Genomic DNA, 11,531 nt, shown 5'->3' with positions numbered 1-11,531 from the left:
GAGCGAGAAGGTGGCCGTGATAAAAAAAGATGGCCAGAGAAAGTTCAGATTTAGACCACCAATCCGGCCGAACGAACGCATCTCATAGAGATTGAAAAAGTCGGCGTATCCCTGCACAAAACCGCTTGCTCTCAGGCACAGATACAAAAGTCCATACAGAGCAGCATTTAGGTACAGCAAAAGTCCGGGATAATTAAAAAAATGAGGATTCCCATTCGACACAAGAATTCTAAGGCTTTTACCGACGATTTCATCCGGATGATAGAGCACCGGTCCGGGGTAGACGAGGAACATCATCCACAAGATGCAGAGACAGAAAAGTGAAAGGTGTTCACCGGATATTGGCCAGCCACTCCCGTCCTTCATCCTCGACGACGCGAAGGAAATGACTGAATGCCAAAGGGTGAATACTCTTCGAATGTAAGTGCCCCCAACCATCGCGAAACGCCCCAATCTTTGAGGCTAGAGATACCCGAAAGGAGGTCTATGTTCTAGCTTCGACTAGTTGCTCGCGACCGGAATCCCGTCCACCGCCGAAACCTTGTCGGTCTTCTTCAGCGAATTGACGAAGCGCTCCATCGTGTTGATGGAGGCAATATGGCTCGCCAGTTCGCGGAAGGCTACGCCCTGCTTCTCGATCGGGGCGGTCACAATCGCGAACGCGCTGGCGTCGGGCGTTTCGGCCATGCGATTGCCAAATTTGGATCGAAGGCGGGAGAGTCCCCCCTCATCGTCCGCCAACGAGTAGGCGATCGCGCCGCGCATGATGTCGAAACGTTGGTCGCTGGAAAGCGGTACCGACGCCACGTCGTTCTCCGTGAGCAGAACTTCCGCTGCCGCTCCGGCCTCGTCCCAGCGCTGTGCCTCCCAGAGGACATCCGTTCGCAGAGCGTCGGCGAGCGGCCCTGCGATTTCGGAGAGCAGATCGAGCGCCAGATCGTATTGTTTCAGCGACGCCAGCGTTCGCGCCTCGATAAGCCGCCGCTGACGATCGAGATCGGCCGGCAGCGCATTCTGCGCCGTCGCACGGATAATCCGAAGCGCGTCTTCAGGCTTCTGGTCCAGGAGATAAATGCCCGCCAACCGCGCCGCTACCTGTGCCTTGCCGACACCGCCATAAAGCCGCTGCTCGATCTGATAACGCAGCAGCGTTTCTGCCTGGGAAAGAAGATCGGCTGAGACGAGATGCTCCGCGAGACGACGGATCAGCTCGTCGCCTTTTTGCCCGATCGGCGTCAGGTCCTGAAAACTGTAATAGAGACTCACAGCCTGCACCGGCGGCAGCTTCGCCGCGCGGTCGCTGATAAAATAATCGGCGAATATGTCGGGCATGCGCGCGCCCATCGCCCGCGCTTCATCGCTGTCGGGAAAGTTTACGGTTGCGATCCGCATGGTCTTGAGTGCCGAAACGACATCGCCATCGGCGAGCTGCCGTTCGGCCAAGGCCGAAAGAACGCGTCGCTCCGTTTCGTCGCCGCGCCACATCATGCGCAGCTTGTCGAGCTCGGCGGTGAGTTCCTTTTCGCCAAGCTTGCCCTTGCGATTGAGCATCAGCGCCTTTTGCAGGCGCGCCTGCACCATGATCGGCCGGATATTGGCGGCGGCGGCCCTATCGTAGAGCGTCGCGGCCTCATCCGGTCTGTCGAGTGCGTCGGTTATCTCGGCCTGCACGAGCAACCTCTCGGCGGCCAGGTCGAGATTGGGAAGATCGGCTGGAACCTGGCGCAGATGCGCGCGCGCCGCGGTCAGATCGCTCCCCGCCAGATCGGCGCGGGCGGCCCGCAGATGTACCTTGATAGCGAGATCCGGATCGAGCGTATCAATCGAAAGCGCCCCCAGGTCGAAATCCTTGCGCGCCTCATCCATCCGGCCAAGTTCGACACGCGCGAGCCCTCTCCAGACAGCCGCATTGGGATCCATCGCGAGCTGGCTGATCGACAGATCGGCCAGCGCCTCCACATTGCGATGGGCGAGCACTTTCGCGACACCGCGGAGTGCACAGAAGCCCGGATCCATGCCGAGCCTGTTGTCGCTGGATGACGCATCAGCGAGTTGCACCAGCGCCTCCGGTCCGAGGCCGTTGGCAACGAGAAAGCGAGCGTAAGCCACGCGGGCCGGTCCGACGTCCGAGGCACTTGAGATAGCAATTTTCGCTTCAAGAGCCTGCTTGCGCTCCATGAATCTTCCTTTGCCACGCCAGGCAGCGAGATCCATGTAGGCAGGATAGCCGGTAGGCGAATTCGACGTGGCGGCGTTCGTATTGTCCGCGGACAAAGTGAGCCCGCTGCGCCGCGTGACCACCACCGCATCGGAACCGGCGGCGACGTTGAGGTCGTCCGCCATCCGCACGATGGCGAGCCCATGCGCGCTCTGCAACGCCTGAAACTCCACGAATCTGCGTGGTGTCTGCATCGACTGGATCGGCGCGCGCGCAGTGGCGACATAAAGGACATCGCGCACTACAGGATCGTTTATCTGAAGGATCCGGCGCGCGCCCTTGAGATCGAAGCTTACGACACCCTCGCCGGTGTCGCGCCATGCCCGCGTCACTTCGATCGGGCGACCGGTGTCCGTTAACGCATTCCCGAGCGACACGCGCCAGGCTGTCCCCTCTTCCGCCGCGCTGACGAGAGCCTGCGCTTCGTGCAACGGAAAGGCGAGCGCAAGACCGTTTTCAAGATCGACGGAGAGCGGCGCGGCGATGTGTTTTGCTGCATCGCCGCCGAGCGCCGACAGATCGACCGGCGCGCGCTCGTCAAAAACGACCCAGAGCGTGTCGGCCCGGATAAAAACAGCCGCGCCGACGGGCGCGGTCCAGGGAAAGACAATGTCGGTTCTGCCATCATGAGCGCTGGCGGTGACCTTGAGCGTCGCCGGACGAATAGCCGCCTCCGTTGGCGGCGTTTCGACCATGGCGGCCGGCCGTGAGGCTGGTGCCGCGGCGGCTGCGGGCATGATCGACTTCGGCCCACGCGCGTCCGCTGCGGGCACCGTCGGCGCCTGCGTGCTGGATTGTACGTCCTGCGAGCCTGTGGCGAGGACGTCCTTTTGCTCCGGTTTGCCAGCGGCGGGCGGCACAACCTCCTGCGCCATAGGTGCGGAAGTGCGGGCATCCTGAATCGGCTTCAGATCGAGGACGATGCCAAGGTCCTCGCGAAAATCCGTCACATTGACGCCGGGCTTTAGTTTCAGAAAAACCGATAAGCGTCCGTTGCGTTCGATAGCGCTGATCGTTTCGAGATAGGGCGGCGGCGCGACCCGGATCGGCGCCAGCGCGACTTTTGCAGTGCGGTCGAAGGTGATGGTCGCCGAGCCTTCCTGCTGAACGAGCGAGTAGAGCACCGGCTGGTTCCAGTCGAAGACGAGTCGCGTCATGCCTTCATGCGCGGCGACACGGACGCGCAAGTCCGGATCGGGCGCCCCCGGATCGACGATACCCTGCTCCTTGACGAGCTTTGCCTCTTCCTGCGCCTTCTTCCTCGCCTCCGAGGCGGCCGCAAGCCGCGCCAACACATCCGTAGGCAAAGGCGGCGCCTTTCCTGCCCATGAACTCGGCAGGAGATCGAGATAGAGGCTGTTTTCGGCCTGCTGCACGTTGAGCCAGTAGTCGAATTTCAATGCGAGGCGCAGCGTCCTGCCGTCGGCATCCTGGCGGGCCATCGCGATATAGGTCGGCATCTGGCGCATAAAGTCGGAGAGGTCAGTCGTGAACGGCCTGTCGAACTTGACGACGAGAACGCCAGCCGTGACGGTTTCGGAATGTGCGGGAAGGCCCCCGGGCCAGGTCAGAACGATGCGTCCGTACCCATCATTTTGCGAGAAGACGCCGGAGATGGCGGTGGCTGCACCGGCGGGCATGCTGGCAAGCAGGGTCGAGACGAAGATCAGCGCCGCCAACGGGCCGATCCAGCGCACGGCAATGTTCCGCATCGCCCCATGCCACTTCCGACGATGCCGTCCGGCCCCGATCACGATTCTTGCCCGCCAATGGAATCGCTTGCCCAAGCGCAAGCGCCTCGGCCCCCACCATAGGTCTTCAGAGTTAAGTGACGCTTAAATCGGGTCCCGTTCCGTTTGCTCGGAGGTCGATTTGCGGTCGATCAGGCCGGTTTTCCGACCGGCAACGTCGCGGCGGCGTCGGGCGCCATCGGCAGGCTCGCCCGCGGCGCCGCATCTGGTGCAGCCGGCAGCTCTTCGGTCTTGCCGGCCGGCGCCTCGCCGAGGTTATCCGGCAATTTGTCGCCCGTGGCGAGTTCGACCGTCAACTCCTGCGCCGTCACCGGATCCATGGCCGCTAGAATAACAGCAAGCTTCCGGGGCTCCATCCGCCGGGCCACATCGATCAGGACGCCCATGTCGAGCCGCTCGAAAATCCGCGCGGCGTCTTTCGGCCTCATCGTCTCATACATTTTTACGACACCGGCGAGGCGAGCCTCGTTTTCCTTGTCGTTATCGACGATGCGCGCCTTGATACTGGCTTCGATAGCCTTCAATTCCGCGATCCTGTCCTCGACGCGCTTTTCGGCGGCGGCGAGCAGTTGCTCGCGCATATCGAGGTCCTTGGCTCGTTTGTCGAGTTCATCGCGGCGCTGAGACAAGCTGCCGAGGATGGCGGCTTGGGCGGCGTCCATCTGGGGATCAGCCGGTCCCGGCTCCTGTTGAGCTGGCTTCACGGACGACACCGCGCCGCCAGTGCCATCGTCCCTGGCGCCGTCCTTCTTGGTCGGCACTCTCTCTTCGATCTTCGGCTCCGCGCTGCTGGCGCGCGCGGGAGAAACCGCCGCAAAATCCTCAAGGCCGCCGACGAGGTGAACAACCTTCAGCCCGAGCAAAAGCCCGGCGCAAAGCATGACGGTCGGCAGGAGACGAAGACGGCTGAACATGACTAACCTCAACGGGCCCGTTTCAGAAGATCGAGCAACGGATGCTGCGGCGCTTCCGCTTTTGACGCTTCACGGGACGCTGCGTTGTGCGCGCCGCGCGGCCCTATCGCCGGCTGCAGAGCCGGAGCCGTACCCACTATAGGACGCCGCATCTCTAGGCTACCGAGGCGGTTGGCGATCGCGTTTCCGGATTCGAGCATCAATGCGAGTTCATCGGCGAGGCCGCGACCGCGGGCGACCTGCTCGCTCAGTTGCTGACCAGTCGCGTTGCTCGCCTCACGAAGCCGACCGATAGCCTCGGATGCCTGACGCGTCGCGACGGAGAGATCTTCGATCAGCTCGCGTAACCCGTCCTGCCCAGAGCGCATGGCGCGCAGGCGGCGGTCGAGCATCGCGCAATAGCCTATTGTCGCCGCGAGAAGTACAGAGACGATGATCTCAAGCATCAGATCGAATGGCATGACGCCGTTCAGAACGTTCATCTGCGTACTCCCGTGGTCCTGGTATCCCCCGCCTGAGCCTCGGCAACGGCGGCATCGATCGCCGTGCCGCGACTGGTCTTCTTGATGCCCTGCTCGATGCGCACGGCGACGTTGTTGCTGAGGCGGCCAATCCGTCCGGAGGCAAGTGCAACGCCCCCACAACGCATTTCAACCAGAGCGTCTGGCCCGTTGTTGAGCATGAGCGTCTGCCCGACCTTGAAATCCATGACTTCGCGCAGCGTCAATTTCTGTTCATCCAGCACGGCCTCAAGCGGAATCTTGGTGGACCAGAGTTCGGTCGCGAGATGGCTTTCCCAGATCGAGTCGCGACCGAATTTTTCACCCATGAACATCTGAAGCAGAAGTTCCCGGATCGGCTCGAGCGTCGCATAGGGCAGAAGCATTTCGATACGACCACCGCGATCTTCCATGTCGATACGGAGCTTCACCAGAATGGCAGCGTTCGCGGGACGGGCAATGGCGGCAAAGCGCGGATTGGTTTCCATCCGGTCCAGTTCGAGAGTGACCGGCGACAATGGCTCGAACGCCGCTTTCGCATCCTGCAGCACGACTTCGATCATGCGCTGAACGAGATTGAGTTCGATGGTGGTGTAGGGCCTGCCTTCGATACGCATGGCAGCCGTGCCGCGGCGGCCACCGAGCAGCACGTCGACGATCGAGTAGATGAGGTTTGAATCGACCGTGAACATGCCGTAATTGTCCCATTCCTTCGCGCGGAAGACCGCGAGAATGGCCGGCAGCGGGATCGAGTTCAGATAGTCGCCGAAACGGATTGAGGAGATATTGTCGAGACTCACCTCGACATTGTCCGAGGTGAAGTTACGCAGGCTCGTCGTCATCAGGCGCACAAGCCGGTCGAAGACAATTTCGAGCATCGGCAGGCGCTCGTAGGAGACGAGCGCGGAGTTGATGATCGCGCGGATACCCGACTTCTCGCCCGCATCCTCGTTGTCGATCTCAAAGCCGAGCAGGCTGTCGATCTCGTCCTGATTGAGCACGCGCTCCGGCGCTGCGCGGAATGACGGCTCCGTGGCAGTGGCTTCTTCATTGTCCATAGCAGCCATAGCGGCAGCCATTTCGTCCTGATCGATTTCGTCGATGTCGGCCATTTAATGCACTCAATCCTGGCGGGGCGCGGCCCTACTGAACGATGACTTCCTTGAAGAGAACGTCGCTGACGATCGGTGGCTGAATTGCGAGCGCGATGCGACGCAGAAGTTCTTCCTTGATGCGCAGCATGCCTGCGGATCCTTGCAGGTCCTCCGGCCTCAGTTCGCGAAGGAAAACCTGAAAGCTGTCGAGAACGCGAGGAAGCTCCGCCTCGAGACGTTTCAACGCGTCTTGATCGACGACCTGCAGCGCCACCTTCATTTTCAGGAAGTGCTGCGGCGGCGGACCGCTCAAATTCACAAGGATGTCTGGAAGGTCGTAAAATACAGGTTCGGCGATCCGCGGCTGTGCGTCCTGGTGGCCGCCCAGAATGCCGGAAAACCAGACGCCCGCCCCTGCGCTGAGAAGAACGAGCAGAGGAAGAGCGATATAAAGGACAAGCACTTTGCCGCTCAACTTACGCTTTGCGGGGGCGCTATCTGTCGCCTCCTCATTGGACGCGTCGGCGTCGATCGCAGCTGCCATGGTAGCCCACCCTTGCCCGCCGGCGGTGACGCCGGTTCGAATTGATCGCGTGTCCAAGGACGACCATCGGCGTCCTTCATGCCCAAGACACTGCGTAATCCTTACTGACTTTAGTTAATGAAGCGTTGCCCTGGCCGGCGCTTTGGTCGCCGCGTGCCTCGGCCGGCAACGAATGGCAAAGGCCGCACCTCACCGGCAAGAACTGCCCGGTAAAGGCTGCCTTAAGCATTCGACGCATCTTCGATCGCCCTGCCAAACACCTGAAATGCTTGCGCTTTTCTTCTGGCACGCACCCTGCAAATGAGGCTGCGAACTTATCCGCCAGCAGGCTTCGGAACCTCGATGGACAACGCAATACTCATCGGACTGTCGCGCCAGACCGCCATGATGCGGCAGATGTCCGTGATCGCGAACAACATCGCGAACATGAATACGACCGGCTACAAGTCGGCGAGCATGCTGTTCGACGAATATGTCATGCCCGTCGCCAGCGAGACGAGCCCGGACAAGACGCTTTCTTTCGTTCAGGACTACGGCCAGTTCCGCAATGTCGCCGACGGCGAAATGCAGACTACCGGCAATCCGCTCGATGTCGCCGTCAGCGGCGAAGGTTTCCTCAAGGTCCAGACGGCGCAGGGTGTGCGTTACACGCGAGATGGTCACCTCCAGCTCGACGGGGCCGGTCAGCTCGTGACACAGGACGGCGATCCGGTGCTCACCGATGGCGGGTCACCGATCACCTTCTCGAACGATGAGAGCCAGATCACCATCGCACGCGACGGCACGATCACAACGACGCGCGACGGCACCACGGCGTCGGAGCAGGTTCGCGGGAAGCTTGCGCTGGTCAACTTCGCCAATGTTCAGGACATGAAGAACGAGGCGAACAATCTTCTTTCGACAACGCAGGCCGAGCAGCCCGTGCAGTCGCCCCGTATCATTCAAGGCTCGATCGAAGGCTCCAACGTCAAGCCGATCATCGAGATGACGAACATGATGGACGTCATGCGCTCCTACGAAAGCGCGGCAAAGCTTGTCGACGCCGCCGACGACATGCGCCGCCAGGCTATTTCACAGATCGCCGGCACGGCTTGAGCCGTGTCGTCCACAGGTCAATAAGGTCAGGGAACCGATCCAATGCAAGCGCTCAGCATCGCCGCCACCGGCATGATGGCCCAGCAGCTCAATGTCGAGGTGATCTCGAACAACATCGCCAACATGAGCACCACGGGCTTCAAGCGCCAGCGCGCCGAGTTTCAGGATCTGCTCTACCAGAACCTGCGCCGCGTCGGTACGAACTCGTCGGACACCGGCACGATCGTCCCTTCTGGCGTTCAAATCGGCCTTGGCGTCAAGACCGGTTCGGTCTATCGGATCATGAACCAGGGCGACATGAACAATACGGGGAACAAGCTCGACGTGGCGATCCAGGGGCGCGGCTATCTCCGCGTGGAACTCCCGAGCGGTGAAGACGCCTATACGCGCGCCGGCAATCTTTCGCTGAGCGCCACCGGGCAGATCGTCACCTCGGACGGCTACACGGTGCAGCCAGGCATCACCATTCCGACGGAAGCGACCGACATAACGATCAACAAGGACGGCCAGGTTCAGGCGACGATCCCCGGCCAGACCGCGCCGCAGGTCGTCGGCCAGCTCGACCTCGCCACTTTCGCGAACGAAGCCGGCCTCGATCCGCAAGGCGACAATCTGTTCCTCGAAACGGCGGCGAGCGGCGCTCCTTCCGTCGGCACGCCCGGATCGACCGGCTACGGCACATTGCTGCAGGGCTTTCTCGAAACGTCGAACGTCAACGCCGTAACGGAAATCTCGGATCTCATCACCGCCCAGCGCGCCTACGAGATGAACTCCAAGGTCATCACCGCCGCCGACGAGATGATGTCGGTCACCTCGAACCTGAAGTAACGGATCGAAGCGATGTTCTTGATATTGCGTCATGCCATGCGTATTCAGGTCGCGGCTCTCACAGCTGCCATCACAATGGGCGGCGTCGCGACCGCAGACGCCGCGGCGCTGCGTTCGGATGTCACGGTGTCCGGCAATGCCGTTACGCTGGGCGATCTCTTCGACGATGCCGGCACGGCCGCGCATATTATCGTTTCCGACGCCCCCGCGCCTGGTCTCACTGGCGACATCTCCATCTCGCGCATCTCTCTCGTCGCACGCCGTAACGGTCTTGCTTGGCACAATACGAGCGGACTCACTCATGTGACCGTTGTCCGCGCCGGCACCGCCGTTCCCGAAATCGAAGTATCGACAGCTATCGCTTCGGCGATCATGGCCGCGACGCCCTCGTTTGCCCCCAGCACCAGACTCCAGGTCGACTTTGCCAACGGCGCGGCGGGCGTTCAGGTCGGTACTGGCGCGCTCGCGACCGTGAAGGTCGAACAGATCGCAACGAACCCGCGCACGGGCGCCTTCGATGCACTTTTGCGCGCGCCCGCCGACGATCCGACCGCGGTACTTCGTCGCGTGTCGGGGCGAGCTTATCCGGTCATGGATGTCCCCGTTCTCACGCGGGATGTGACGCCCGGCGACGTCGTGCGCTCGCAGGATATAGATTGGGTACGGTTGCCCGCGACACGCGTCAGCCAGAACATCATTACCTCCGAAAGCCAGCTCGTCGGCATGTCGCCGCGTCACTCACTGCGCACGGGCGAGCCACTGCGCAATACCGACGTGCAGGCACCGCTGGTCGTTGCGAAAGGCACTCAGGTCGACATGACCTATGTCTCCGGCTCGCTGACGCTGACCGCACGAGGTCGTGCGCTTCAGAGCGGCGCGATCGGCGACACCGTCGATATTCTCAACCCGCGCTCGAACCGCACAATCCAGGGCACGGTTCTCGGACCGAACATGGTTCGGGTCGACGTTCTCGGCGGATCGCTCCCTTCCGAATTGAAGTCCTGAACGACGCTGCGTCACCAAAGAGGTTTGCGATGTTTTCCCGTTTGATTTCCCTTCGCTCGTTCGGACTTGTCGCTGCGGCCTTGCTTTCAATGCCCCTCGGCGGCTGTGGCGCCATCGACCGTATCGACAATATCGGCGCGGCGCCGGCACTCGCGCCTATTGCCAATCCGACGACGCAACCCGGTTATCGACCGGTCAGCATGCCAATGCCGGCCACGGAGCATGTGACCTACGAACCCAACTCACTCTGGCGCACCGGCTCGCGCGCCTTCTTCCGTGACCAGCGTGCGGCAAAAATCGGCGACATCCTCACCGTGCTCATCGACATCGCCGACAGTGCCAAGGTCGACAACTCGACGGAGCGGACACGCGCCAATTCCGAGAATGCGGGCCTGACGAATTTTCTCGGCTTTGAGAACAAGCTGAAGAACGTACTGCCGAGCGGCGTCGATCCGACGAGCCTGGTCGATGGTTCAAGCGCGAGTTCGAGCAAGGGCGCGGGTACCGTCGATCGCAAGGAGAGCATCGAGCTCACCGTCGCCGGCGTCGTGACCCAGGTGCTGCCGAACGGCAACCTTGTGATTGAAGGACGCCAGGAAGTCCGCGTGAACTACGAAGTGCGCGAACTTCTCATCAGCGGCATCGTGCGGCCCGAGGACATTTCCAACACCAACACGATCAAACACACCCAGATCGCCGAAGCCCGTATTTCCTATGGCGGACGCGGACAGATCACCGACGTGCAGCAACCGCGCTACGGGCAGCAGCTCTTCGACGTCATCATGCCCTTCTGAACCCGGATGGGGGTATCGAGACCGGGATGACGGTCTCGAAACGCAAAACGCGGCTCCGAAAGAGCCGCGTTTCTGCTTTTGCCGATGTCTCACGGATCAATCGTCGCGATAGACCTTCTCACGCCGCTCGTGGCGCTCCTGCGCTTCAATCGAAAGCGTCGCAATCGGGCGCGCATCGAGCCGCTTCAGACTGATGGGCTCACCGGTTTCTTCGCAATAACCGTAAGTCCCCTCTTCAATACGACGCAGCGCTGCGTCGATCTTCGAGATCAGTTTGCGCTGCCGGTCGCGCGTCCTCAACTCAAGCGATCGCTCCGTCTCGGTAGACGCGCGATCGGCAAGATCGGGATGCTGAACCGTTTCCTCCTGAAGATGCTGCAGCGTTTCGCGATTTTCGTGGAGGATATCGTCCTTCCACTTTTCCAGCTTGCGCCGGAAGTACTCGCGCTGCCGCTTGTTCATGAACGGCTCGTCCTCAGACGGCACATAGCCCTTAGGTAAGCGGACAACCATTCGCGGTGATCTCTCCTGACGCACACGCTCGAAAACGCGGCGGAGTATAGGGAGAGGAATCCCGATTCTCAACAACCCAGGCGATGTCGCGACGAGATAAGATAACCATCTGAAACAAAAAGAAAAATACGCATTTCCGGAGTTACGGCCGGATACCCTTCGTGGTTAATCGTCCCCAAAAGGCATCTATAAATTCAATTACACCATATATTATGAATAATTATGCGGAGTGCCGGTGAGCAAGACTGCTCATTCTTTCGGGAAGGTGCCGAATT

General features: G+C 61.0%; 11 protein-coding genes. 4 read left to right on the top strand and 7 right to left on the bottom strand.

Translation table 11 applies throughout. The features are described from left to right. The 6 genes from VMR03_RS06025 to VMR03_RS06000 all read right to left on the bottom strand — a co-directional run. A partial coding sequence (locus VMR03_RS06025) for a hypothetical protein (RefSeq protein ID WP_325403252.1) occupies positions 1 to 297 on the bottom strand: 297 nt, incomplete at its 3' end. Positions 298 to 501: 204 nt separating this feature from the next. After that, on the bottom strand, positions 502 to 3,930 hold the full coding sequence (locus VMR03_RS06020) for a hypothetical protein (protein WP_325403250.1): 3,429 nt from the start codon (positions 3,928 to 3,930) through the stop codon (positions 502 to 504). A gap of 170 nt (positions 3,931 to 4,100) precedes the next feature. Continuing rightward, a complete protein-coding gene (locus tag VMR03_RS06015; protein ID WP_325403248.1) occupies positions 4,101 to 4,883 on the bottom strand; it encodes a hypothetical protein in 783 nt (260 codons plus the stop codon). Positions 4,884 to 4,891: 8 nt separating this feature from the next. Beyond that, positions 4,892 to 5,365 carry a DUF6468 domain-containing protein gene (locus tag VMR03_RS06010; RefSeq protein WP_325403247.1) on the bottom strand — a complete coding sequence of 158 codons (474 nt, stop codon included), beginning with the start codon at positions 5,363 to 5,365 and terminating at the stop codon, positions 4,892 to 4,894. Continuing rightward, entirely contained in the window at positions 5,362 to 6,495 is a 1,134-nt protein-coding gene (gene fliM / locus VMR03_RS06005; RefSeq protein WP_325403246.1) for a flagellar motor switch protein FliM, read from the bottom strand. Before fliM ends, VMR03_RS06010 begins: the two co-directional genes overlap by 4 nt. A 31-nt stretch (positions 6,496 to 6,526) precedes the next feature. Beyond that, entirely contained in the window at positions 6,527 to 7,021 is a 495-nt protein-coding gene (locus VMR03_RS06000; protein ID WP_325403244.1) for a flagellar basal body-associated FliL family protein, read from the bottom strand. A gap of 342 nt (positions 7,022 to 7,363) precedes the next feature. Here VMR03_RS06000 and flgF point away from each other — a divergent pair, with 342 nt between their 5' ends. The 4 genes from flgF (at position 7,364) to flgH (ending at position 10,743) form a co-directional block, all read left to right on the top strand. Further along, positions 7,364 to 8,116: a flagellar basal-body rod protein FlgF gene (flgF, locus tag VMR03_RS05995; protein ID WP_325403242.1), complete on the top strand. Its 753-nt coding sequence runs from the start codon at positions 7,364 to 7,366 to the stop codon at positions 8,114 to 8,116. A 42-nt stretch (positions 8,117 to 8,158) separates the two neighbouring features. Next, entirely contained in the window at positions 8,159 to 8,944 is a 786-nt protein-coding gene (gene flgG / locus VMR03_RS05990; RefSeq protein ID WP_325403240.1) for a flagellar basal-body rod protein FlgG, read from the top strand. A gap of 12 nt (positions 8,945 to 8,956) precedes the next feature. Next, a complete protein-coding gene (gene flgA, locus VMR03_RS05985) occupies positions 8,957 to 9,949 on the top strand; it encodes a flagellar basal body P-ring formation chaperone FlgA (RefSeq protein WP_325403238.1) in 993 nt (330 codons plus the stop codon). Positions 9,950 to 10,038: 89 nt separating this feature from the next. Further along, entirely contained in the window at positions 10,039 to 10,743 is a 705-nt protein-coding gene (gene flgH / locus VMR03_RS05980) for a flagellar basal body L-ring protein FlgH (RefSeq protein WP_325403254.1), read from the top strand. 96 nt (positions 10,744 to 10,839) lie between these two features. On the opposite strand, the gene dksA is transcribed toward flgH, so the two are convergent. After that, complete coding sequence (dksA, locus tag VMR03_RS05975) at positions 10,840 to 11,256, bottom strand: RNA polymerase-binding protein DksA (RefSeq protein ID WP_325403236.1); 417 nt, start codon at positions 11,254 to 11,256, stop codon at positions 10,840 to 10,842. Positions 11,257 to 11,531 lie beyond the last annotated feature (275 nt).

The sequence above is a fragment of the Parvibaculum sp. genome (assembly GCF_035511255.1).
Taxonomy (GTDB): Bacteria; Pseudomonadota; Alphaproteobacteria; order Parvibaculales; family Parvibaculaceae; genus Parvibaculum.
Note: the sequence above shows the minus strand (reverse complement) of the source record. Positions and strands in the feature narration are given on the sequence as shown.

Bases quoted from the DNA above. Each gene is read 5' to 3' on its own strand.
- VMR03_RS06020 (WP_325403250.1), bottom strand. From the start codon at position 3,930: ATGCGGAACATTGCCGTGCGCTGGATCGGCCCGTTGGCGGCGCTGATC.
- VMR03_RS06015 (WP_325403248.1), bottom strand. From the start codon at position 4,883: ATGTTCAGCCGTCTTCGTCTCCTGCCGACCGTCATGCTTTGCGCCGGG.
- VMR03_RS06010 (WP_325403247.1), bottom strand. From the start codon at position 5,365: ATGAACGTTCTGAACGGCGTCATGCCATTCGATCTGATGCTTGAGATC.
- fliM (WP_325403246.1), bottom strand. From the start codon at position 6,495: ATGGCCGACATCGACGAAATCGATCAGGACGAAATGGCTGCCGCTATG.
- VMR03_RS06000 (WP_325403244.1), bottom strand. From the start codon at position 7,021: ATGGCAGCTGCGATCGACGCCGACGCGTCCAATGAGGAGGCGACAGAT.
- flgF (WP_325403242.1), top strand. From the start codon at position 7,364: ATGGACAACGCAATACTCATCGGACTGTCGCGCCAGACCGCCATGATG.
- flgG (WP_325403240.1), top strand. From the start codon at position 8,159: ATGCAAGCGCTCAGCATCGCCGCCACCGGCATGATGGCCCAGCAGCTC.
- flgA (WP_325403238.1), top strand. From the start codon at position 8,957: ATGTTCTTGATATTGCGTCATGCCATGCGTATTCAGGTCGCGGCTCTC.
- flgH (WP_325403254.1), top strand. From the start codon at position 10,039: ATGCCCCTCGGCGGCTGTGGCGCCATCGACCGTATCGACAATATCGGC.
- dksA (WP_325403236.1), bottom strand. From the start codon at position 11,256: ATGGTTGTCCGCTTACCTAAGGGCTATGTGCCGTCTGAGGACGAGCCG.